Here is a 22,426-nt window from a genome sequence, read left to right as displayed (position 1 = left end):
TCATGACCCGCACTCTGGCGACGGCGATCCCGGTGTGGATCGCGGTCGTCGTGGCGGTCGTGCTCGCCGCGACCCTGCTGCCGGACGACCGCTGGGGGGATGCCCTGCCCGCGATCGCCGGCGGCGCGCTGCTGGTCACCTTCGCGGTGCAGGTGAGCCTGCAGCTCAAGGAGGGCTTCGTCACCCGGCTGCTCGTCACGACGAGCGGTATCGTGCTGATCCTCGCCGCCGCCACGGGGCTTCTGCTCATCATCGCGGGCGTAGACTAGGGCCATGCTGCTCGCCCTCGAAATCTTCTTCCTCGGCCTCCTCGGGCTGGCGACCCTCGCGATCGGGTTCGTCTCTGTCGTCGTGCTCGTCAACCTGTACCGCGGCCAGCGCTGAGCGGCGCTGCGCGCCCTCCTCGACTGCGCCCACTCGACTGCATTCTCGTGACACCGTGATCTCACTCGACTCCGACCTTCCCGCCGAGCTCGCTCCCCTCGCCTGGCTCCTGGGCCTGTGGGAGGGCACGGGCGTCGTGCACTACGTCGACGGCGACCAGGTGCGCGAGCACGAGTTCGGGCAGCGCGTGAGCTTCAGCCACGACGGCCTGGGCTACCTCAACTACTCCTCGCAGACCTGGCTGCTCGATGAGGCGAACACGCCCCTCAACGCCGAGGCCGGCTACTGGCGGTTGCACCGGCCCGCGCAACCGGGCGACCCGGGGCCTGGCATGCTGCCTGGTGACGGCGCGCGGCCCTTCGCCACCGCGGACGAGGTCGAGGGTTTGCGCACGCCGGACGGCTTCTTCGACGTCGAGGTCGCGATCATCCACCCGGGCGGCGTGAGCGAGCTGTACCTGGGGCGCGCGCAGCCTGCCCGCATCGACCTGCAGACCGACGCCGTCATGCGCTCGGCCAGCGCGAAGGACTACAGCGCGGCGACGCGCCTCTACGGCCTCGTCGAGGGCCGCCTGCTGTGGGCGTGGGATATCGCCGCGCTCGGCAATGACCTGCGCACGCACGCCTCCGGCACGCTCAACCGTCAGGAATGACATGTCTTCCCCCCTCCTCACCCTTCCCGGCGCCGTCGCCGACGCGTCAGGGAGCGTCGCGGCCCACTACGGCGAGCCCGTCGCTGAGCAGCGGATGCTCGCCGCGGGCCGCGCGATCGTCGACCTCTCCGACCGCGGTGTCGTGACCGTCACGGGGGAGGACCGGCTGCGCTGGCTCGACTCCCTCACCTCGCAGTCGATCGCGCACCTCGCACCGGGGTCGAGCGCCGAGACCCTGCTGCTCGACCCGCAGGGCCGGCTCGAGCACAGCATGCGTCTCGTCGACGACGGCACCACGACGTGGCTGCTCGTCGACGGCGAGCAGGCCGCGCCCCTCGCCGCGTGGCTCGACCGCATGCGCTTCATGATGCAGGTCGAGGTCGCCGACGTCTCCGCCGAGTGGGCGACTCTCGGGCAGCTGAGCGGCGCTGACGTCGACGGTGCGGGCGGTGCTCTGCTCGTGAGCGCCGCCGCCCCGCACGACGTGCCCCTCGTGTGGCGCGACCCGTGGACGGCCGTGCAGGAGGGCGGGTGGCAGTACGCGGCGTCGGTGGAGCATCCGGGAGGAGCGTTCCCCGCCGCGGAGATTCTCGTCGCGCGCGACGCGCTCTCGGCGCTCGCCGACCGGGCTCGCGCCGGCGAGCTCGCTGTCGCCGGCGCCCTCGCGCTCGAGGCCCTGCGCATCGCCGCGTGGCGGCCGCGCCAGGCGACCGAAGCCGACGAGCGCACGATCCCGCACGAGCTCGACTGGATGCGCTCGGCCGTGCACCTCGCCAAGGGCTGCTACCGCGGGCAGGAGACCGTCGCGAAGGTGCACAACCTCGGGCATCCGCCGCGGCGCCTCGTGCTCCTGCACCTCGACGGGTCGGCCGGCGTGCTGCCGGGCGCAGGCTCGGTCGTGCTGCACGACGACAAGGAGGTGGGCACCGTGACCTCGAGTGCACGGCACCACGAGCTCGGGCCGATCGGCCTCGCCGTCGTCAAGCGCACGCTCGACACGCAGGCGCCGCTCGCCGTGCGCGTCGACGAGGAGGGCGAGTCGCCCGCCGAGCTCATCGCCGCCGCGCAGGAGGTCATCGTGCCCGTCGAGGCCGGTGCGACAGCGGGCGTGCCGCGCCTGCCGCGCCTCGGCGCCGTGCAGCGCTAGCAGCGACGCCGCCGACGATGGCCCGCATGCCCGACCCGCTGCGCCGGCTCGAGCGGCGCATCCGCCGCAGGCTGGTTCTCCGCGCTGCGGGGCAACGGGTCGTGCGGTCCCTGCCGGGCATCGCGCAGATCGTCGTCGCCGCGACGACCGCATACCTCATCGCGCGTTTCGGTCTCGGGCACGACGTGCCCGTCGTCGCCGTGACCGTCACGATCATCGCGCTTGGCCTCGCGCGCGACGCCCGGCCGCGTCGCGTCGTCGAAACGGTCATCGGCATCAACATCGGCATCATCGTCGCCGCCCTCATCGTCGCGGGAATCGGTCGGGGCATCGGGCAGCTCGCGCTCATCCTCGCCGCCACGCTCATCGTCGCGCGGGCGGTCTCGCCCTCCGCCCCGTTCGCGATCGCCGCCGCCGTGCAGTCGATGCTCGTCGCCCTGCTGCCCGACCCCGAGACGGGAGTGTTCGCCCGCAGTCTCGACGGGATCATCGGCGGGGCCATGGCGCTCGCCGCGACGGCGCTCATTCCCCGGCTCGACGTCGTGCGAGTTCGCGACGAGGCGCGGGCGCTGTTCTCCGTGCTCGACCAGTCCCTCGAGGGGCTCGTCGTCGCCCTGCGACACGGCGACGAGCCCGCTGCCGACCTCGCCCTCGCGAGATCCCGCCGCACCCAGCGGCTCATCGACGAGTGGGAGCGCAGCCTCGAGAGCGCCCGCGCGGTCGCCGACGTGAGCCCGTGGTTGCGCCGACACCGCGCGCGACTGCGCGACGAGGCGCAGCTGCTCGAGACCGCCGACCTCGTCACGCGGCATGTGCGGGCCCTCGCCCGGCGCATCGACGTGCTCGTGCGCGACCACGGGGAGCGTCGTGCGCTCGCCGACGTCCTCGAGCGCGCGGCCGAGGTCGTGCGCCTGCTCGGGCGCAGTCACCACGAGCCAGCCGCGCGCTACGCCCTGCGCGCGGTCGCCGCCGAGCTGGCGGGGCACCTCGCCCCCGACCGCATCGACGGCGCGAGCGTGGCCGACCAGGTGGTCATCGTGCTCCTGCGGCCCCTCGCCTTCGATGTGCTCCTCGCCGCAGGAATGCCCGCCGAGGAGGCGCGCGCGACCCTGCCGCCCCTCTGACCAGCCGCCTCGCGGCCCTACGGCAGAGGGGCGACGGCGGCCCAGTCGACGGTGAGCTCACCGAGGCGCCACCGCACCTCGGTGTCGCGCACGGGCCAGCCCGCCGCGCGGAGGCCTCGCACCGTCGCCACCCAGCGCTGGCGCGCCGAGAAGGCTCCCAGGGCGGCGTGGTGCGCCCAGTGCGCGTCGAGATCCCGCAGCAGGGCGTGCACGCTCTCGCCGGGCACGTTGCGGTGGATGAGCGCCTTCGGCAGTCGCTGCGCCACGATCGAGGGGCGCTCGAGGCTCGGGAGGTGCAGCGAGATCGTGAAGGTGCGCGGCCCCTCCGGGTCGAGGCCCACCCAGCTGGCGACGCGGCCGACCTCGTTGCTCGTGCCCTCCAGCAGCAGCCCGCCGGGCTGCAGGCGCTCGCGCATGAGCCGCCAGGCCCCCTCGACCTCGTGCTCGTCGTACTGACGCAGCACATTCGCCGCGCGGATGACGGCGGGCCGCCGCGCGCCGTCGAGCGGCACGTCGAACCCGCCGACGGCGAAGTCGAGCCCCTCGCGCACGTGCGGCGCAGCCAGCCGCACGCGTACCGGATCGATCTCGAGACCCGTCACCCGAGCATCCGGTCGCACCTCGCGCAGCCGCGAGAACAGCTCTATCGTCGTCCAGGCGGAGGCGCCGAAGCCGAGGTCGACGACGAGCGGGTCGGTCGTGCGGCGCAGCGCCGGATGCGCGGCGATCCAGCGATCCATGCGACGAAGTCGATTCGTGCCCGTCGTCCCGCGCGTCACGCGCCCCTGCACCATGCCCCCATTCAACCCGGTCTCGGTAGGCTGGAGGCATGACTCACACGCTCATCCTGCTGCGCCACGGCCACTCCGTCTGGAACGAGAAGAACATCTTCACCGGCTGGGTCGACGTCGAACTGACCGAGCAGGGCAGGCAGGAGGCACGGCGGGCGGGAGAGCTCATCAGGGAGTCGGGGCTCGCGCCGCGCATCCTCTACACGTCCCTGCTCAAGCGCGCCATCCACACCGCCAACATCGCCCTCGAGACCGCCGACCTCGACTGGCTGCCCGTCAAGCGCAGCTGGCGCCTCAACGAGCGCCACTACGGTGCGCTGCAGGGCCTCAACAAGGCCGAGACCCTCGAGAAGCACGGCGAGGAGCTCTTCATGACCTGGCGCCGCAGCTTCGACACCCCGCCGCCCGTGCTCGACGACGACGCCGAGTACAGCCAGGTGCACGACCCGCGCTACGTCGGCATCGACGGCGAGGTGCCGCGCACGGAGAGCCTCAAGCTCGTGATCGACCGCATGCTTCCCTACTGGCAGAGCGACATCACGCAGGATCTCGCCGCCGGTCGCACGGTGCTCGTCACGGCGCACGGCAACTCGCTGCGCGCGCTCGTGAAGCACCTCGATGGCATCAGCGATGACGAGATCGCGGGCCTCAACATTCCGACCGGTATTCCGCTCGTGTACGAGCTCGGCGACGACTTCATGCCGGTCAAGCCCGCGGAGTACCTCGACCCCGAAGCCGCCGCGGCCGGCGCCGCCGCCGTCGCGAGCCAGGGCAAGAAGTAGGCGTCGGGGAGACCGCGCCCATGTTGCGCTTCGCGGTCGTCGCCTTCCTCGACGAGGTCGCGCTCGAGGCCGAGTTCGCTTCTGACGCCCTGCCCCTGCACGTGAGCCTCTTCGGGGCGGCGAGCAGCGAGGCCGACCCCGAGCAGATCGTCGCCGCCGTCGAAGCCGCCTACGCCAGCTACGGGCCTTTCGAGGTGACCGGGGGCGACGACGAGGTCATCGGCGCCGAGCAGAACGAGGTCACGCTGCTCGACGACGCCGACGAGCTCCTGGAGGCGCATCTCACGCTCGTGCTCCTGCTGCGCGAGCTCGGAGTGCGCGTCGACGACCCGTCGACGGTGGCCGGTGCATATCAGCCGCATGTGCCCGTCACTGACGAGGAGCGCATCGACCGGGGCGAGCGACTCGAGTTGCGCGCGATCGCGGTGATCGATCTCGCGCCCGACGGCGATGACAGCCGTGTGAGTGTGCTCGACCAGTTCCCACTCATCTGATCGAGCGGGAACGCTAGTCCTCGGTTGGGATCCAGTCGCCGGTCGCGAGGTACTGCACCTTCTTGGCGATCGAGACGGCGTGGTCGGCGAAACGCTCGTGGTACCGGCTCGCGAGGGTCGCATCGACCGTGTCGACGGCCTCGCCCTTCCACTTCTCGCCGAGCACCTTGTCGAAGACGCTCAGGTGCAGGGCGTCGACCTTGTCGTCTTCGTTGCGGATCGCCTCAGCGATCGTGACATCCTCGGTCTGGAGCAGCTCCACGAGCTTCCGCGCCATGACGACGTCGAGTGCGCCCATGTCCTTGAAGGTGCCGCGCAGGCTCTTGGGCACGACCTTGTCGGGGAACCGGTACCGGGCGAGCTGGGCGATGTGCTCGGACATGTCACCCATGCGCTCAAGCGAGGCACTGATGCGGAGCGCGCTCACGACGATGCGCAGGTCGCGGGCGACGGGCTGCTGCCGGGCGAGGATGTTGATGGCGAGCTCGTCGAGCTCGGCGCAGGCCGCATCGATCTTGGCGTCGTCGGCGATGACCGTCTCGGCAAGGGAGACGTCCGATTCGTTGAAGGCGCGCGTCGCGTTGTCGATCGACTCCGCGACCAGGCCGGAGATCTCGACGAGGCGCTCCTGCACCTCTCGCAACTCCTGCTGGAACACTTCGCGCATGGGGCACACATCCTTACTTCTTCGAGTCGTACGGCCCAAGGGGCGGACCGACCTACAGTGTCGCCGTCGGATGAACGACCGGTGACGTCGGTGTGAACACTGCGGCGCCTGGCCTCACCGGGCCGCCCGATCGTGATCTCTGTACGATGACTGTCACTAATCTAGTCCTCATGGACTCGGCACCGCTCGTGCCCCTCGCCCTCGCCATCGGTGCGATCGTCGGGGGCGGGGCTGTCGCGATCGTCGTGAGCGCTGCCCGGCGCGGTCGCGTCGCGGCGGAGGTCACGTCCTCGTCGGTTCCGGATGGCGTCGATCAGGTGATCGACGCACTCGAATCGGCCGCCGTCGTCCTCGACCCGAGCAACAACGTCGTCACGGCCTCACCGGGGGCGTACGCCCTCGGTCTCGTGTGGCACCGCAGCCTCGCACAGCCGACGCTCGTGACCATCGTCGACGACGTGCGCCGCACGGGCGAGCCGGTCACCCAGGAGCTCGAGATCAGCAGAGGCCCTCTCGGCGACGTCTCGCTGCACCTCGTCGTGCGCGTCGCCCGGCTCGGCTCGCGCTTCATCCTGCTCATCGCCGACGACCGCACCGAGTCGTATCGTCTCGACGCCGTACGCCGCGACTTCGTGGCGAACATCTCCCACGAGCTCAAGACGCCCATCGGCGCCGTGGGTCTTCTCGCCGAGGCGCTCGAGCAGGCCTCCGACGACCCCGATCAGGTGCGAGCCTTCGCACAGCGCCTGACCACCGAGGCCAACCGTCTCGCGTCGATGACGCAGGAGATCATCGAGCTCTCGCGGCTGCAGGCGATCGACGTGCTCGACACGGCCGAGGAAGTGAAGGTCGATGATGTGGTGCAGGCCGCGATCGACAAGAACCGCGTCGCCGCTGACAGCCTCGGCATCACCCTCGTCGGCGGCGGTGAGAAGCGCTTGCGCGTCTGGGGAGATGAGGCGATGCTCGTGACCGCCGTCCACAACCTCATCGCCAACGCCATCCAGTACTCCGTGCCACCCTCCCGGGTCGGCATCGGGGTCAGCGGCACGGACGACACGATTGAGATCGCTGTGACCGATCAGGGCATCGGCATACCCGATGACGAGCTCGATCGCGTCTTCGAACGCTTCTTCCGCGTCGACCAGGCGCGATCGCGCTCCACCGGCGGCACGGGCCTGGGCCTCAGCATCGTCAAGCACGTCGTGCAGAATCACGGCGGCGAGATTCGCGTCTGGTCCCAGCCGGGCCGCGGCTCGACCTTCACCATCAGGCTGCCTCGCGTTCTCGAGGCGGCATCAACTCGATCGAAAGCGCGCACATGACCCGCATCCTCATCGTTGAAGACGAGCCCTCGCTGAGCGAGCCGCTCGCCTACCTCCTCGGCCGGGAGGGCTACGAGCCGACGGTCGTCGAGGACGGCCTCGCGGCGATCACCGAGTTCGATCGCGCGGGTGCCGACCTCGTACTGCTCGATCTCATGCTGCCCGGGCTCTCGGGCACCGAGGTGTGCCGCGAGCTGCGTCAGCGCTCGAGCGTGCCCATCATCATGCTCACCGCGAAGGACAGCGAGGTCGACATCGTCGTGGGTCTCGAGCTCGGCGCAGACGACTACGTGACCAAGCCGTACTCGACTCGGGAACTGCTGGCGCGCATCCGGGCCGTCCTGCGCCGCCAAGTCGACGACGACGGCCTCGCCGACAGTGCGCTCGAGGCCAACGGCGTGCGCATGGATGTCGATCGGCACCAGGTGACCGTCGACGGCCGCGAGATCGCGATGCCGCTCAAGGAGTTCGAGCTGCTCGAGCTGCTGCTGCGCAACGCGGGCCGCGTGCTCACGCGCGGGCAGCTCATCGACCGCGTCTGGGGCGCCGACTACTTCGGCGACACCAAGACGCTCGACGTGCACGTCAAGCGGATCCGCTCGAAGATCGAGAAGGACCCGTCCAACCCGCGGCTTCTCGTGACGGTGCGCGGCCTCGGGTACCGCTTCGAGGGCTAGCCGCAGCGCCCCGGAGGTGGCTACTCCTCGTCGGGCACGACGACGAACTCGGGAGCGTACTCGTCGTACTCCTCGAGGTCACCACGAAGGGTCGGCACGAGCAGCTCGCTCACCGACCCCGTGTTCGTACTGAAGTACAGCGGTACGAGCCCGCCGATGACGGTGTCGAGACCGGTGACGATGAGGGCGGGCTGGTCGGGCCCCCCGACCGAGGTGAGGCCTGAAGCCTCGGCGAAGACCGACTCCGTCATGCGCTCGCCGTCGACGAACCACTGCACCTCGACCCGCCGCACGCTGTCGGTCGGGTTGAACACCGTCATGACGAGGTTGAGCGCCTCCGGATCCTCGCCGATGAGCATCGCGTTGTACACGGAGAGCTCGCCGAACTCGGTGCTCACGCCGTCACTCGGGTCGTAGTCCTTCTGCGTGGCGATCTCGGCCGAGAACGTGCACCCGGTCGTGCCGAGGATCAATGCGGCGGCGAGTGCGGTAGCTGCTGCCCAGCGGTTCTTCACGTGCGTAGCCTCCCGTGGCCGTCGTCTCGGCGGTCGCTGCGCGGGCGGGAGTCGCCCGCGAGAGCGCGACCGACTTCCAGTCTAGCGAGGCCGGGAGCACCGCGGTGCCGCACGCGGGGAGAGCGTGAGCACGGCCGACCGGCCCGGGAATCTGAGAAATGCCTGTGGTAGAATCGATGTTCTGCGGAAGGACCACCACCCATGATTTTTCAGGTCGGCGAGACGGTCGTGTACCCCCACCACGGGGCGGCGACGATCATCGAAGTAAAGAACCGAACCATCAGGGGTGAAGAGAAGCTCTACCTCAAGCTCAACGTCACACAGGGTGACCTGACCATCGAGGTGCCGGCGGAGAACGTCGATCTCGTGGGCGTGCGCGACGTCATCGGTCAAGACGGCCTCGACAAGGTCTTCGAGGTGCTGCGGGCTCCCTTCACCGAGGAGCCGACCAACTGGTCGCGCCGCTACAAGGCCAATCTCGAGAAGCTCGCCTCGGGCGACGTCATCAAGGTTTCGGAAGTCGTACGCGACCTGTGGCGTCGCGACCAGGATCGCGGGCTGAGCGCCGGCGAGAAGCGCATGCTCGCGAAGGCGCGGCAGATCCTCATCTCCGAGCTCGCGCTCGCCGAGAAGACCGACGAGGAGAAGGCCTCCAGCACCCTCGACGAGGTCCTCGCCTCCTGATCAGCCGTTGCCGACGGTCGCCCCTGACTCGGCGGCGTTAGCATCGGTGTCGGATACGCTCGGTCGCATGAGCGCGCCCACCCTCGCCATCGTCGTCGTCGCCGCCGGCAGCGGCACCCGGCTCGGGCACGCCGAACCGAAGGCGTTCGTGCCGCTCGCCGGCCGCAACCTCCTCGAGCATGCCCTCGAGCGCATCTTCACGCTCGCCGAGCCCGCGCACGTCGTCGTCGTCGTCCCCCGCAGCCACCGTGACGAGGCCGATCGCATCGCCCGGCGCGTCGCCGGGCACGCGTCGGAGCACGTCACAATCGTCGTCGGCGGTGCCACTCGTCAGGAGTCCGTGGCCGCCGGCGTCGCAGCCGTGCCCGACGGCGTCGATGTCGTCCTCATCCACGACGCGGCCCGCGCGCTCACGCCGACCGACGTCTTCGAGCGCGTCGTCGACCGCGTGCGCGCCGACGGCGTCGGTGTGATCCCGGCGCTGCCCGTCATCGACACGATCGCGCGCACCACCCCCGACGGTCGCGTGCGCGACCAGGTCGACCGCTCCGAGCTCGCCACCATCCAGACGCCGCAGGGCTTCCCCCTCGAGGCCTACCGCGCCGCGGCGGCGGTCGCGAGCCCCGGGCACACCGACGACGCCTCCGTGTTCGCCGCGGCCGGGCATCCCGTCGTCACCGTCGCGGGAGACGACGCCGCCTTCAAAGTGACCACGCCGTGGGACCTGCGTCGGGCCGAGCTGCTGCTCGCGCGGGCCCGCCCCGCCATCCGCACCGGCATCGGCATCGACGTGCACGCCTACGACGACGCGCAGCCGCTGTGGCTCGGCGGCCTCTACTGGCCAGACGAGGCCGGCCTCGCCGGGCACAGCGACGGCGACGCGATCGCGCACGCCGTGTGCGACGCGCTGCTGTCCGCGGCCGGACTGGGCGACATCGGGTCGCGCTTCGGCGTCGACGACCCCCGGTTCGCGGATGCTCGCGGCGAGGTCTTCCTGACCGCCACCCTCGACCTCGTGCGCGACGCCGGGTTCGACATCGTCAACGTCGCCGTGCAGGTCATCGCCGCACGGCCCCGGTTCGCCGCGCGACGGCACGAGGTCGAAGCACTCCTCTCCCGCCTGCTCGGCGCCCCCGTGAGTGTTGCCGCGACCACCTCGGACGGGCTCGGCTTCACCGGCCGCCGCGAGGGCCTCACCGCCGTCGCCACCGCGCTGCTGCATTCCTGATCGCGCCGCCGCTCCTGCGGCGCGATGGGCTCCGCCCGCCGAGCGTGGTCGCCGGGCTGCGCGCTGCTCCTGACGCGCCGCCGCTCCTGCGGCGCGATGGGCTCCGCCCGCCGAGCGTGGTCGCCGGGCTGCGCCCTGCCTCGCCTCTGCGCCGAGCCTTGTGACGCGCCGTTAGGCTGGTGCGCGTGAGTATCCGCCTGTACGACAGCCTTCAGCAGGCCGTCGTCGACTTCGTGCCCCGGGTGCCCGGGCACGTCGGCATCTACGTGTGCGGGCCGACCGTCCAGTCGTCGCCGCACATCGGCCATGTGCGCAGCGCTCTCGTCTACGACCTCTGGCGGCGCTGGTTCACCTATCGCGGACTGCGGGTCACGTTCATCAGGAACGTCACCGATATCGACGACAAGATCCTCGACGCCTCGGATGGCGAGGAGTGGTACGCACTGGCCTACCGCGTCGAGCTCGAGTTCACGGCGGCCTATCAGGCCCTGGGGCTCCTCGCGCCGACCTACGAGCCGCGAGCCACGGCGAGCATCTCGCACATGCACGCCCTCATCGAGCGACTCATCGCTGCCGGCCACGCCTACCCGGCCGAGGATGGAAGCGGCGACGTGTACTTCGACGTGCGCAGCTGGCCGCGCTACGGCGAGCTCACCCGGCAGAAGCCCGACGACATGGAGCACGCCGAGGATGCGCCCGCACGCGCCAAGCGCGACCCCCGCGACTTCGCACTGTGGAAGGGCGCCAAGACCCACGAGCCCGCGAGCGCCCACTGGGAGTCGCCGTGGGGCGCCGGGCGCCCCGGGTGGCACATCGAGTGCTCGGCGATGGCCGCTCGCTACCTGGGCGAGGCGTTCGACATTCACGGCGGCGGGCTCGACCTGCGATTCCCCCATCACGAGAACGAGCTCGCGCAGTCCTCGGCGGCGGGGCACGAGTTCGCGCGCCACTGGGTGCACAACGGGCTCGTGACCATCGGTGGGCAGAAGATGTCCAAGTCGCTCGGCAACTCGGTGTTCGCGCGCGACCTGCTCGACACAGCGCGCCCCGCGGTGGTGCGCTACTGGCTCGGCTCGGCCCACTACCGCTCGACCATCGACTACCACGACGGCGCGCTCGTCGAGGCGGAGGCGGCTCTCGACCGCATCGAGTCCTTCCTCGCGCGCGCGGAGCGCCGGGTGGCGGGAACCCGATTCGCGGATGCTCCGCTCACGGTGCCGCACGACTTCGCCGCGGCGCTCGACGACGACCTCGCCATGCCGCAGGCGCTCGCCGTGCTGCACGAGACCGTGCGCACCGGCAACGCCGCGCTCGACGCGGACGACGTCGCGGCGGTCGCGACGGCGGCGGGAGCCGCGCGGGCGATGGTCGCCGTGCTCGGGCTCGATGCCCCCGGCGACCGCGTCGCCGACGATGCGGACCCTGCGCGACGTGCCCTGAGCATCCTCGTCGATCGCCTCATCGTGGAGCGGCGCTCGGCGCGCGAATCGCGCGACTGGGCGACCGCCGACCGTATTCGAGACGACCTCGCCGCGGCGGGGATCGTGCTCGAGGATTCACCGACGGCAACAGACTGGAGTATCGATGGCTAAGCCGCAGCGCCCCGGCGCACGCAAAGGCAAGAAGGGCGCGACCGTCGGGTCGGGCGGCCAAGGCCGTCAGGCCCTCGAAGGCCGTGGCCCGACCCCGAAGGCGGAGGACCGCTCGTGGCACCCGGCTGGCAAGCGGAAGGCCGCGCAGGAGCGCCTGGCCGCCGCGAAGTCGCGCACGGGCGGCGGCGGAGACGGGGGAGGGCAGCGGCAGAAGCGGCGCCCCGCCAAGGGAAGCGATGCGGCCGAGGTCGTGAGCGGTCGCAACTCGGTGCTCGAGGCCCTGCGCGCGAAGGTGCCCGCGACGGCCCTGTACATCGCCGCACGCGTCGAGATGGATGACCGCGTGAAGGAGTCGCTCTCGCTCGCGACCAAGCGCGGCATCGCCGTGCTCGAGATCATGCGCCCCGAGCTCGACCGCATGACGGGCGACAACTCCGTGAACCAGGGCATCGCGATCTCGGTGCCGGCGTACGAGTACGCGCACCCGCTCGATCTCGTCTCGCGCGCGACCGACCGCGGCGAGGTGCCGCTCATCGTCGCGCTCGACGGCGTGACCGACCCGCGCAACCTCGGTGCGATCATCCGCTCGACGGCAGCGTTCGGCGGCCACGGCGTCGTCGTTCCTCAGCGTCGCTCCGCGGGCGTGACGGCGGCGGTGTGGAAGACGTCGGCCGGTGCCGCCGCGCGCACGCCCGTCGCGATGGCGCCGAACCTCACCCAGACCCTCAAGTCGCTCAAGGCCGAGGGGCTCTTCATCCTCGGCCTCGACGGCGGAGGCGACATGTCGTTGCCGCAGCTCGCGCTTGCCGATCAGCCGATCGTGATCGTCGTCGGCAGCGAGGGCAAGGGGCTCTCGCGCATCGTGAGCGAGACGTGCGACGCGATCGTGTCGATTCCGATCTCCGCGGCGACCGAGTCGCTCAACGCGGGCATCGCCGCGAGCGTCACGCTGTACGAGGTGGCGCGGAGGCGCTCCGCCGGGTGACCCGCGATTCTCGACGGGCGGCTGTCACTCCCGTACTCTCGACAGTGTTCTGCGTCAAAGAACGCCGAGGAAGTACGCGATGGAGCTGGCACACCTGAAGATCGCCGTCGTGGGCACCGGGGCGGTGGGCGGTTCTGTCGCCGCTGATCTGGTGCGCGCCGGGCTCGACGTCACTCTCATCGACCCATGGCCCGCCCACGTTGAGGCCATGAACGGCGAGGGTCTCACGGTGCACCTGCCCACCGAGACCCAGGTGACTCCTGTGCGAGCCCTGCACCTGTGTCATGTCGCGGAGCTGCGGCAGCCCTTTGACATCGTGCTCACCGGCGTCAAGACCTACGACACCCGCTGGGTGGCTGAGCTCATGAGGCCCTTGATGGGGTAGGACTCGGTCTTCGTCGGCCTGCAGAACGGCATGACGATCGATGACTGCACCGACATCGTGGGGCCGAGCGCACGATCGGGTGCGTTCTCGGCATCGCGGCGAACATGCGCCAGCAGGCTGTCATCACGCGCCAGGTCGCCCCGGCCGACACGTGGTTCTCTGTCGGAACGATCGACGGCCAGCGCACCGAGCGCCTCGACCAGGTCGCTGCCGTGCTCGCGCACGCGGCGGTCACGGAGGTGACCGACGACATCCGCTCGGCCAAGTGGATGAAGCTCATCACCAACATTCCGGAGATGCTGCCCTCGGGCCTGCTGGGCGTGCCCCTTCTCGAGGCGGCGCACATGCCCGGCATCCGGCCGGTCATGGATGCGATGTCGCGGGAGGCCTACGCTCTCGCGATCGACCTCGGCATCACGATGCTGCCGAGCCTCGGCATCGCCGCGGAGGATGTTCCCGACTCGGACCAGTACTCCCTCGACCTGCTCGACCGGGTGCTCTCGCACTTCTCGAAGCCCGATACGCGCGTGGCGGTGCTGCAGGACTGGGAGAAGGGTCGCCGGGCAGAGCTCGACGCCTTCAGCGGGTACGTCGTCGCGACGAGCGCGGCCCGCGGTAAGCGAGCGCCGGTCAACGAGGCTATCCTGCGGCTCGCCGAGCGGGTGGAGCAGGGCGAGCTCGTGCCGTCGCCGGAGAACGCCCCGCAGCTCGTCGCCGCACTGTACGCGTAGCTCGCAGGCGCCGATCGTCGCAGCCCGGGCGCGTGCGGTCATCGAGCGCGGCGACCGCGCGTGATCTCGGCGACCGCAGACCAGTCGAGAGCGGCAAGGTCAGGATCTGCCATCGTGGCTTCGAACACTTCCCGCAGCACTGAGCTCATGGGCAGTTTCACGCCCTGTTCGGCCGCGGTCTGCTCTGCCAGCGTCAAATCCTTGAGCCCCAGGGCCATCGAGAAGCCGACTGGCTGGTAGCGCGACTCTGCGATCATCGGGCCGTAGCCCCGGTGCGCCGAGCCGCTGAACGCCGTGTCGGTCAAGATCTCCACGAAGGAGCTGGCACCGACGCCCGCTGACTCGACGAGCGAGACGGACTCGGCGATGGACTGCAGAGTATGAACGATCGAGTAGTTAACTCCGATCTTGACTACGGCGGGGTGCCGGGGGTCGGAACCCAGACTCCACACCTGTCGGCCCAGGAGAGTCAGGGACGGCATGGCGCTGGCGAGCGCCTCGGGTTCACCCGAGGCGACGACGAGCAGGTCGCCGCGAGCGATCACAGTCGACCGTCCCAAGACAGGAGCGGTGACGTATCCCACTCCGTGTCGTTGATGATGCTCCGCCAGTTCCGTCGCAGTGTCGGCGCTGACTGTCGCGTGTTGGATATGGGTGCGACCCGCGGGCACCCCCGAGAGCATCTCTTCGTCGAAGACTTCGAGGACGACCGAATCGTCGCTCAGCATGGGGTGCACAACCTGCTCCGCCATGAAGGCGGCCGCCACGGTCGGCACCACCGGGACTCCGTCTCGTTGTCCCAGTCGCGCAGCGGGACCGTGGCTTCGGTTCCATGCGGTGACGGTGAGGCCCCCATCGAGAAGTCGTCCCGCCATGGCACTGCCCATTTCGCCGAGACCCAGGAACCCCACTGATGGTTGCTTCACGTCGACCATGGCCGTCTCCCTCCTCTGCATCTTCTGCGCCGTTGAAAGCAACGTCACCGTCCACCAGGAGAGAACGTTCCTTACCTCGATCTTACGATCCGGGGCGTAGCTGATCGGGGCCAGCGCGCAGCGGATGTTCTCCTAAGGCGCACAGGGGCGCTCATCCGAATACACTGGGTATGCACATGCAGTGAGAGGACGGCATGAGTCAGGGCGACAACGACACCGAGTGGGCTGTCGTCGGCGAGCGCATCCGACTGGCTCGCGAAGGCAGCGGGATGAGCGTTCGCGAGCTTTCCCGCCGCGTGCAGGTGTCGGCGAGCCACGTCTCGCAGGTCGAGCGCGGCCTCGCCTCGTTCAGCGTGCGCGCCCTCTACAACGTCGTGAGCGAGCTCGGCATCTCGATGGACAGCCTCTTCGAGGAGACCCCGGCTCCCGGCGAGGATCCGCCTGAGCTGCCCGCGGACGACGTCGTCGCCACCTCGCCCGACACCTCACTCGAGGAGGCCGGAATCGTTCTGCGATCCTCCGACCGCCCCACCATCAGCATGAGCTCGGGCCCCCGCTGGGAACGCCTCACGGCGAAGCCCGAGACCAAGGCCGAGTTCATCGAGGTCATCTACGCCCCGGCGCCCGGCGCGGAGCCGCCCGCCGACTTCATCCGCCACGACGGACGCGAGTACGGCATCATCGTGCGCGGTCGACTCAACGTTCAGGTCGGCTTCGGGCGCTCGGTGCTCGAAGTGGGAGATTCGATCGCGTTCGACTCGAGCATCCCGCATCGATTCTGGAACAGCGAGGCGGCGGAGGTGCAGGGGGTCTGGTTCGTGCTCGACCGGCTCGACGACGGCACGCAGGAGGACTTCCCCTCCGCCGCCGGCACCGCGACGCACCTGCACGGCTTCTAGCCCCGGCAGGCGCACCGCGCGCCGTCCCTCCGTCAGGCCTTCCAGACCGTTTTGAGGTTGCAGAACTCGCGAATACCCGCCGCCGCGAGCTCGCGCCCGAAGCCCGAGTCCTTGATACCCCCGAAGGGCAGCTCGGGGTACGAGACGGTCATGCCATTGAGGAACACCGCGCCGGCGTCGAGCTCGGTCTGGAAGAACTCCTGCTCGTCCGGGTCGTTAGTCCACGCAGCCGAGCTGAGGCCGAACGTCGTCTGGTTGGCAATGGCCACCGCCTCCTTGGCGCTGGCCGCGCGGTACAGCGTCGCGACCGGGCCGAACGCCTCCTCCATGACGAGGCGCGCGTCAGACGGCAGATCGGCGAGCACCGTCGGCGGGTAGAACCAGCCCTCGCCCTCCGGCGCTGCGCCACCCGTGAGCACGGTGGCTCCGTGCGCGATCGCGTCCGCCACGAGCTCGGCGATCTCGTCGCGGCCCGAGCGCGTGGCGAGCGGGCCGACCTGCACCGACTCGTCCATCGGGTCGCCGACCGTGAGAGCCGCCATCGCCGCGGAGAAGCGCTCGGCGAAGGCGTCGTAGACGTCGGTGTGGATGATGAAGCGCTTGCCGGCGATGCAGGACTGCCCGTTGTTGTTGATGCGGGCCGTGACGGCCGTCGAGACGGCCTTGTCGAGATCGGCCGAGGGCATGACGATGAAGGGGTCGGAGCCGCCCAGCTCGAGCACGGCCTTCTTGACCTGGCCGCCGGCGCGGGCACCCACCGACCGGCCCGCGGGCTCGGAGCCCGTGAGCGTCACGGCGGTGATGCGGGGGTCGTCGATGACGGCATCCACGGCGGACGCCCCGATGAGGAGAGTCGTGAACGACCCTACGGGGAATCCGCCGCGCGTGAAGAGAGTGTCGAGGTACAGCGCCGACTCTGGCACGTTCGAGGCGTGCTTGAGCACACCGGAGTTGCCAGCCATGAGGGCGGGAGCAGCAAAGCGGATGACCTGCCAGAGCGGGTAGTTCCACGGCATCACGGCGAGCACGGCGCCGAGCGGCTCGTATCGAGCCCAGGCAGCGCTCGCCCCGACGCTCGACGGGTCGTCGAGAGGCTCGTCGGCGAGGAAGGCTTGAGCATTGTCGGCGTAGAAGCGCATGCTCTTCACGCACTTGTGCGCCTCGGCGCGTGACTGGGCGATGGGTTTGCCCATCTCGCGCGTGATCATGACCGCGACGTCCTCAGCCTCTGACTCGAGCACGTCGGCTGCAGCTCGCATCCACGCGGCGCGCTGCGCATAGGTCTCGCCGCGCAGGGCCTGTGCGGCGGCGTGGGCGGCTGCGACGCGCCGCTCGATCTCGTCGGCGTCGTGCGGCTCGAGGGTGCGCTCCGTCGCGCCGGTGGTCGGGTTGATCACTGCGATGGCCATGATGGCCCCTTCTGTCGAGGTGTGGTCGGTCGGTGTGTCGTGGTGTCGGCGAAGAGCTGCGGGTGCGCGGCGAGGCGACGGCGCGTGCGTCGGATGTGCCCCTCGAGGATCCTCTCGGCGCTGTCGATGTCAGCCTCACGCAGCGCAGTGACGAGCATGTGGTGCTCGTCGTGCACGATGCGCTGGCTGTGGGCGTCGATCATGAGCGTGTACGCGCGCCGGTACGGCTGGGTCGAGTTCCACAGCCGCTCGACGAGGTCGCTCAGCACGAGGGTGCGCGCGCCAGCGTACATCGTCAGGTGGAAGGCGCGGTCGAGCCGCAGGAACTCCTCGACGTCGTCGGTCGCCACCATCGCCTCGGCGAGCGAGTCCAGCTCGTCGAGCGTCTCGTCGGTGATGCTGGCGGCAGCGAGACGGAGGAGGAGCGGCTCGACGCGCTCGCGGGTCTGGTAGACCTCCTCGCACTCGGCGAGGGTGAGCTGCGAGACCCACGCACCGGCGTTGGCGACGAGCGTGATGAGGCCGTCCGCCTCGAGCACCTTGAGGGCCTCGCGCACGGGAACGCGGCTCGCCCCGAACCGCTCGGCGATCTCCTCCTGCCGCAGGCGGGAGCCGGGCGGGTATTCTCCGGCGACGATCGCCTCGCGCAGCCCGCGGGCGACGCGCAGGCTGGCGTTGCCATCGCGGGTCTGCGGGGCCGGGATGCTCGTGGCCGGCACGAAGGGCGCGACGGTGGATTCGCTCACGCTGCCGGGTCCTTCGGGTTCCACAGCAGCACGGGCGCATCCCGCTCGTACGCCTTGCCGTTCGGGTAGCTCACGAGCTCGAGCTGCATGCCCCACCGGCTGAGGAAGTACACCCAGCGCTGCCCTTCGCTCGCGTTGCTGCTGTCGGTCGGTTCGCCGAGGATGCGCACGCCGTGGTCGCGCAGATGCTGCAAACCCGCCTCGAAGTCGTCGACGTAGAAGGCGAGGTGGTGGCCACCGATGTCGCTGTTGCGGGGCTGGGGCGCCTGGCCGTCGGCGGCGTCGTACTGGAAGATCTCGAAGTTGGAGCCGTGGCCGCAGCGGTAGAAGCGCAGCTCCGGGATGGTCGTGCGGGGGTGGACGTTCAGGTTCGTCGCCATCCAGTCGTCGTCGCGCACGTAGGGGCCGAGCGAGTAGACGCGCTCGCACCCGATGACGTTGACGAAGAAGTCGTCGGCCTCCTCGAGGTCGGGAACGGTGAAGCCGATGTGCTCCATGCCCCGCAGTCCCGGTAGTCCCCGCATCGTCGTCCCTTCCTCGCGCACGCTCGTCGTGGATGCAATATACCCGCACAAGTGGCTTCCTGACCAGGATAGAGCCGGAGGAATCTTGTGATTGGATGCAATCCCGTCTACAGTGACGGCACCGACCGCCGTAGTTCGGCGGGTTCACGCTTCGACGAAGGAACGGCCATGGCGAGACAACGACGTTTGGAATCGACCGCACCGTGGGTCGAGCTGTCGACGACAGCGGCCGACTGGAAGAACGCCGACCCCGCCCTGCTCGCGACCATGCTCGGGCAGCTGCACCTCATCCGCGCCTTCGAGGAGCGCGTGCTCGAGCTCGCCGGCGAGGGCCTCGTGCACGGCCCCGCCCACTCGAGCATCGGGCAGGAGGGCGGCGCCGTCGGCTCGATCGTGGGTCTGCGCACGACCGACGCGGTCAACGGCTCGCACCGCGGCCACCACCAGTTCCTCGCCAAGGCGATCACGCACGTGAGCCAGGGGAAGCTCGATCTCACGAGCCTCGTCGACGACACCCTCCAGGGCGTCCTGCAGCGCACGCTCGCCGAGATCCTCGGCCTTGCGCAGGGATTCTGCGCGGGTCGCGGCGGCTCGATGCACCTGCAGTGGTTCGAGGCCAGCGCACTCGGCACCAACGCGATCGTCGGCGTCGGCGCCCCCATGGCGACCGGCAACGCCTACGCCCAGAAGCACTCGGGCACGACCGACCTCACGATCAACTACTTCGGTGACGGCGCCGCGCAGATCGGCTCGGTGCTCGAATCGATGAACCTCGCTGCGGCGTGGAAGCTGCCGGTGTGCTTCTTCGTCGAGAACAACTTCTACGCCGTCGCCACCCGCATCGAGGAGAGCACGGCCGACACGCGGCTGTCGGTGCGCGGCATGGGCTTCGGCATCCCCTCCTGGCGCGTCGACGGCATGGACCCTCTCGCCGTCCACCTCGCCATGGAGCAGGCCGCCGAGGTCATGCGCAGCGGTGGAGGACCGGCGGTCGTCGAGGCCGAGGTCTACCGCTTCTTCCACCACAACGGCCCGTACCCCGGCAGCGCCTTCGGCTACCGCACGAAGGAGGAGGAGGCCGAGTGGAAGAAGCGCGACCCGCTCGAGCGCGTCGCCCGCGAGATGATCAAGCTCGGCCACATCGATGAGGCAGGCGTGCAGGCCGTGCGCGATCAGGCCCTCGCAGCGATGGATGCGGCCACCGAGCCCCTGCTCGAGGCCGACCCCGAGAAGCAGGGCAAGCGGCGCATCCGCCCCGAGCTCTGGCCCGACCCGGACTTCGTCGACGTGGGTGTGCGCGGGGACGCGAGCGAGCTCGCGGAGCTCCGCGCGGTCGAGCCGCTCACCGACACTCGCGAGCGCGAGCAGGTGAAGTTCGTCGACGCCGTGGCGAGCGTCATGGAGCACCGCATGGGCTAGGACGAGCGCATCCTCGTTCTCGGCGAGGACGTGCATCGCCTCAAGGGCGGCACGAACGGCGCCACGAAGGGCCTCGCCACCGCCTTCCCCGAGCGCACCCTCGGCACGCCGATCAGCGAGAACGCTTTCGCGGGTCTCGGTGGCGGGCTCGCCCTCGACGGCCGCTTCGTGCCCGTCATCGAGTTCATGTACCCGGACTTCCTGTGGGTCGCCGCCGACCAGGTCTTCAATCAGATCGGCAAGGCCCGGCACATGTTCGGCGGTCAAGACCCCGTTCCTCTCGTGCTGCGCACGAAGGTCGCGATGGGCTCGGGCTACGGCTCGCAGCACCTCATGGACCCGGCTGGCATCTTCGCGACGAGTGCCGGCTGGCGCATCGTCGCCCCCTCGACGGCCGCCGACTACGTCGGCCTCATGAACGCGGCCCTCGCGCTCGGCGACCCGGTGCTCGTGATCGAGCACGTCGACCTCTACGGCGAGAAGGACGAGATCATCGCGGGCGACCTCGACTACATCATCCCTCCCGGGAACGCCGCGGTGCGCCGGGAGGGCAAGGACGTCACGGTCATCAGCTACCTTTCCATGGTCAAGCACAGCCTCGAGGCGATCGAGCAGACCGGCGTGGACGCCGAGCTCATCGACCTGCGCTGGCTCGACCGGGCCTCTCTCGACTGGGAGACGATCGAGGAGAGCGTCAAGAAGACCAACGCCGTGCTCATCGTCGAACAGGGAGCGGTCGGCACGTCCTACGGCGGCTGGCTCGCCGACGAGATTCAGAGGCGCCTGTTCGACTGGCTCGACCAGCCCGTGCAGCGCGTGACGGGTGCTGAGTCGTCTCCGTCGATCTCGCGAGTGCTCGAGCGTGCGGCGATCGCGCGCACGGAAGAGGTCGTCGCCGGTCTCGAGACCGTGCGCCGCCACGCGGGAGGGGCAGCCTGATGTCGACGACCATCCGCATGCCGGAGGTGCTCGCGAACGTCACCGAGGCGGCAGTGCAGAAGTGGCTCGTCGCCGCGGGTGACGAGATCGCCGTCGGTCAGCCCTTCGCCGAGATCGAGACCGAGAAGGCCGTCGTCGAGTACACCGCCGAGACGGCGGGCACGGTGCTCGAGCTGCTCGTCGCCGAGGGCGACTCGATCGATGTCGGTGCGCCGATCGCCGTCGTCGGGCAGGCCGGCGAGTCGGCAGAGAGCGCGCCAGCGGCACCCGCCGCGGAGCCTCAGCCCCAGACCGTCGCCGCATCGCCCTCCGCTACCGACCCCGAGTCGGCGGCGCCGGTCGCCGAGGCCGAGGTGGAGTCAGCGTCGGCTCCGACGCGGGCATCAGCCTCGATCACGGCGGATGCGCCCAGCGCCAGCAGCGCCCCTGCTCCGCGCGCGACCGACGAGTCCCCCTCGGGCCGACGGTTCATCAGCCCACTCGTGCGCCGTCTCGCGCGCGAGCACGGCCTCTCCCTCGACGACGTGCGGGGTTCCGGCCCCGACGGTCGCATCGTGCGCCGCGACATCGAGGCGCTGCTCGCCGAGTCCGGCAAGGCCTCGGCTCCTGCCTCGCCGGCCAGCGCACCGACCTCTAGCGCACCAGCGCAGACGGCGCCCGCTGCCGCGACGGCGGCGGGTGCCGAGCCGGAGCTCGTGCCGCACAGCCGCATGCGCAAGACCATTGCGCGTCGACTCACCGAGAGCAAGAACCAGGTGCCGCACTTCTATCTCACGGCCGACTGCCGCGTGGACGCGCTGCTCGCGATGCGCGCCGAGATCAACGCAGCGGGCACCGTGAAGGTGAGTGTCAACGACCTCGTCGTCAAGGCGGTCGCTGGAGCTTTCCGCGATGTGCCGGAGGCGAACCGCACCTGGAGCGATGACGGCATGCTCCAGCACGGCTCCGTCGACATCGGCATCGCGGTCTCGCTCGATGACGGGCTCGTCGTGCCCATTGTCCGCGGCGTCGAGGGGCTCAGCGTCTCGGCTCTCGGCGCGCAGATCGCCGACCTCGCCGAGCGCGGTCGCGGCGGCAAGCTGCGCCCCGATGAGATGGAGGGCGGAAGCTTCGCCGTCTCGAACCTCGGGATGTTCGGCACGCAGTCGTTCAGCGCGATCATCAACCCGCCGCAGGCGGGCATCCTCGCGGTCGGCGCGGCTCGGCAGATGCCGGTGGTCGTCGACGGCTCCCTCGAGGTCGGCTCGGTCATGTCGGTCACGCTGTCGGCCGATCACCGGGCGTGGGATGGCGCGCGCGCCGCGCGCTGGCTCGCCGCCTTCGTCGCGCGCATCGAGCACCCGCTCACGATCCTGGCGTGATCGCTGTCCGCCGCCGAGGGGGGCTGCGAGG

At 70.2% G+C, this 22,426-nt stretch carries 25 protein-coding genes; 18 read left to right on the top strand and 7 right to left on the bottom strand.

What is annotated here, in order from left to right; genetic code table 11:
* Nucleotides 1-2: 2 nt before the first annotated feature.
* From IE160_RS10530 to IE160_RS10515, 4 genes are all read left to right on the top strand, one after another.
* Nucleotides 3-269 (top strand): hypothetical protein, encoded by a 267-nt coding sequence (locus IE160_RS10530; RefSeq protein WP_152582249.1) that lies wholly within the window; start codon nt 3-5, stop codon nt 267-269.
* Between the two features lie 170 nt (nt 270-439).
* The gene (locus IE160_RS10525) at nt 440-1,036 is read left to right on the top strand and encodes a heme-binding beta-barrel domain-containing protein (protein ID WP_191151059.1); all 597 of its coding nucleotides are present in this window, start codon (nt 440-442) and stop codon (nt 1,034-1,036) included.
* Between the two features lies 1 nt (nt 1,037).
* The gene (gene ygfZ, locus IE160_RS10520) at nt 1,038-2,183 is read left to right on the top strand and encodes a CAF17-like 4Fe-4S cluster assembly/insertion protein YgfZ (protein WP_191151058.1); all 1,146 of its coding nucleotides are present in this window, start codon (nt 1,038-1,040) and stop codon (nt 2,181-2,183) included.
* A 26-nt stretch (nt 2,184-2,209) separates the two neighbouring features.
* Entirely contained in the window at nt 2,210-3,307 is a 1,098-nt protein-coding gene (locus IE160_RS10515; RefSeq protein WP_191151057.1) for an FUSC family protein, read from the top strand.
* Between the two features lie 17 nt (nt 3,308-3,324).
* Here the strand turns inward: IE160_RS10515 and IE160_RS10510 are convergent, their stop codons facing one another.
* Entirely contained in the window at nt 3,325-4,047 is a 723-nt protein-coding gene (locus IE160_RS10510) for a class I SAM-dependent methyltransferase (protein ID WP_502708736.1), read from the bottom strand.
* Between the two features lie 89 nt (nt 4,048-4,136).
* On the opposite strand from IE160_RS10510, the gene IE160_RS10505 reads away from it, so the two are divergent.
* Both IE160_RS10505 and IE160_RS10500 read left to right on the top strand, forming a co-directional pair.
* Nucleotides 4,137-4,880 (top strand): phosphoglyceromutase, encoded by a 744-nt coding sequence (locus IE160_RS10505; RefSeq protein ID WP_191151055.1) that lies wholly within the window; start codon nt 4,137-4,139, stop codon nt 4,878-4,880.
* A gap of 20 nt (nt 4,881-4,900) precedes the next feature.
* The gene (locus IE160_RS10500; RefSeq protein ID WP_191151054.1) at nt 4,901-5,374 is read left to right on the top strand and encodes a hypothetical protein; all 474 of its coding nucleotides are present in this window, start codon (nt 4,901-4,903) and stop codon (nt 5,372-5,374) included.
* A gap of 13 nt (nt 5,375-5,387) precedes the next feature.
* Here the strand turns inward: IE160_RS10500 and phoU are convergent, their stop codons facing one another.
* Nucleotides 5,388-6,041, bottom strand: a complete 654-nt coding sequence (gene phoU / locus IE160_RS10495) for a phosphate signaling complex protein PhoU (protein ID WP_191151053.1) — start codon at nt 6,039-6,041, stop codon at nt 5,388-5,390.
* 170 nt (nt 6,042-6,211) lie between these two features.
* Here phoU and IE160_RS10490 point away from each other — a divergent pair, with 170 nt between their 5' ends.
* A complete protein-coding gene (locus IE160_RS10490; protein ID WP_191151052.1) occupies nt 6,212-7,366 on the top strand; it encodes a sensor histidine kinase in 1,155 nt (384 codons plus the stop codon).
* Nucleotides 7,363-8,043, top strand: a complete 681-nt coding sequence (locus tag IE160_RS10485) for a winged helix-turn-helix domain-containing protein (protein ID WP_179872531.1) — start codon at nt 7,363-7,365, stop codon at nt 8,041-8,043. The genes IE160_RS10490 and IE160_RS10485 overlap by 4 nt, the downstream gene beginning before the upstream one ends.
* Before the next feature lie 20 nt (nt 8,044-8,063).
* Here the strand turns inward: IE160_RS10485 and IE160_RS10480 are convergent, their stop codons facing one another.
* Nucleotides 8,064-8,558 (bottom strand): hypothetical protein, encoded by a 495-nt coding sequence (locus IE160_RS10480; protein WP_191151051.1) that lies wholly within the window; start codon nt 8,556-8,558, stop codon nt 8,064-8,066.
* 201 nt (nt 8,559-8,759) lie between these two features.
* Between IE160_RS10480 and IE160_RS10475 the strand changes: the two genes are divergently transcribed.
* The 6 genes from IE160_RS10475 (at nt 8,760) to IE160_RS10450 (ending at nt 14,163) form a co-directional block, all read left to right on the top strand.
* A complete protein-coding gene (locus IE160_RS10475) occupies nt 8,760-9,242 on the top strand; it encodes a CarD family transcriptional regulator (RefSeq protein ID WP_152582259.1) in 483 nt (160 codons plus the stop codon).
* 67 nt (nt 9,243-9,309) lie between these two features.
* Nucleotides 9,310-10,470, top strand: coding sequence for a 2-C-methyl-D-erythritol 4-phosphate cytidylyltransferase (gene ispD / locus IE160_RS10470; RefSeq protein WP_191151050.1), 1,161 nt, complete (start codon nt 9,310-9,312; stop codon nt 10,468-10,470).
* A gap of 185 nt (nt 10,471-10,655) precedes the next feature.
* On the top strand, nt 10,656-12,062 hold the full coding sequence (gene cysS / locus IE160_RS10465) for a cysteine--tRNA ligase (RefSeq protein ID WP_179872528.1): 1,407 nt from the start codon (nt 10,656-10,658) through the stop codon (nt 12,060-12,062).
* On the top strand, nt 12,055-13,047 hold the full coding sequence (rlmB, locus tag IE160_RS10460; RefSeq protein ID WP_179872527.1) for a 23S rRNA (guanosine(2251)-2'-O)-methyltransferase RlmB: 993 nt from the start codon (nt 12,055-12,057) through the stop codon (nt 13,045-13,047). The genes cysS and rlmB overlap by 8 nt, the downstream gene beginning before the upstream one ends.
* Before the next feature lie 79 nt (nt 13,048-13,126).
* On the top strand, nt 13,127-13,432 hold the full coding sequence (locus tag IE160_RS10455) for a ketopantoate reductase family protein (protein ID WP_179872526.1): 306 nt from the start codon (nt 13,127-13,129) through the stop codon (nt 13,430-13,432).
* Between the two features lie 104 nt (nt 13,433-13,536).
* Nucleotides 13,537-14,163 (top strand): ketopantoate reductase family protein, encoded by a 627-nt coding sequence (locus IE160_RS10450; protein ID WP_191151049.1) that lies wholly within the window; start codon nt 13,537-13,539, stop codon nt 14,161-14,163.
* 38 nt (nt 14,164-14,201) lie between these two features.
* Here the strand turns inward: IE160_RS10450 and IE160_RS10445 are convergent, their stop codons facing one another.
* Complete coding sequence (locus tag IE160_RS10445; protein WP_191151048.1) at nt 14,202-15,098, bottom strand: NAD(P)-dependent oxidoreductase; 897 nt, start codon at nt 15,096-15,098, stop codon at nt 14,202-14,204.
* A 194-nt stretch (nt 15,099-15,292) separates the two neighbouring features.
* Between IE160_RS10445 and IE160_RS10440 the strand changes: the two genes are divergently transcribed.
* The gene (locus tag IE160_RS10440) at nt 15,293-15,997 is read left to right on the top strand and encodes a helix-turn-helix domain-containing protein (RefSeq protein WP_191151047.1); all 705 of its coding nucleotides are present in this window, start codon (nt 15,293-15,295) and stop codon (nt 15,995-15,997) included.
* Between the two features lie 32 nt (nt 15,998-16,029).
* On the opposite strand, the gene IE160_RS10435 is transcribed toward IE160_RS10440, so the two are convergent.
* Genes IE160_RS10435 through IE160_RS10425 form a run of 3 tightly spaced genes read right to left on the bottom strand, consistent with a single transcriptional unit; the run spans nt 16,030 to nt 18,676 of the window.
* On the bottom strand, nt 16,030-17,406 hold the full coding sequence (locus IE160_RS10435; RefSeq protein ID WP_191151046.1) for an NADP-dependent succinic semialdehyde dehydrogenase: 1,377 nt from the start codon (nt 17,404-17,406) through the stop codon (nt 16,030-16,032).
* Nucleotides 17,391-18,152: a GntR family transcriptional regulator gene (locus IE160_RS10430; protein ID WP_224744461.1), complete on the bottom strand. Its 762-nt coding sequence runs from the start codon at nt 18,150-18,152 to the stop codon at nt 17,391-17,393. Before IE160_RS10430 ends, IE160_RS10435 begins: the two co-directional genes overlap by 16 nt.
* Nucleotides 18,149-18,676 carry a VOC family protein gene (locus IE160_RS10425; RefSeq protein WP_191151045.1) on the bottom strand — a complete coding sequence of 176 codons (528 nt, stop codon included), beginning with the start codon at nt 18,674-18,676 and terminating at the stop codon, nt 18,149-18,151. Before IE160_RS10425 ends, IE160_RS10430 begins: the two co-directional genes overlap by 4 nt.
* A gap of 168 nt (nt 18,677-18,844) precedes the next feature.
* Here IE160_RS10425 and IE160_RS12600 point away from each other — a divergent pair, with 168 nt between their 5' ends.
* Genes IE160_RS12600 through IE160_RS10415 form a run of 3 tightly spaced genes read left to right on the top strand, consistent with a single transcriptional unit; the run spans nt 18,845 to nt 22,395 of the window.
* Nucleotides 18,845-20,095, top strand: coding sequence for a thiamine pyrophosphate-dependent dehydrogenase E1 component subunit alpha (locus tag IE160_RS12600; protein WP_224744460.1), 1,251 nt, complete (start codon nt 18,845-18,847; stop codon nt 20,093-20,095).
* Nucleotides 20,096-20,125: 30 nt separating this feature from the next.
* Complete coding sequence (locus IE160_RS12595) at nt 20,126-21,034, top strand: alpha-ketoacid dehydrogenase subunit beta (RefSeq protein WP_255508226.1); 909 nt, start codon at nt 20,126-20,128, stop codon at nt 21,032-21,034.
* Complete coding sequence (locus tag IE160_RS10415; protein WP_191151044.1) at nt 21,034-22,395, top strand: dihydrolipoamide acetyltransferase family protein; 1,362 nt, start codon at nt 21,034-21,036, stop codon at nt 22,393-22,395. Before IE160_RS12595 ends, IE160_RS10415 begins: the two co-directional genes overlap by 1 nt.
* Nucleotides 22,396-22,426 lie beyond the last annotated feature (31 nt).

The organism is Chryseoglobus sp. 28M-23 (assembly GCF_014789785.1).
In the GTDB taxonomy this organism is placed as follows: Bacteria; Actinomycetota; Actinomycetes; order Actinomycetales; family Microbacteriaceae; genus Microcella; species Microcella indica.
This window is presented reverse-complemented; position numbering and strand designations above follow the sequence as displayed.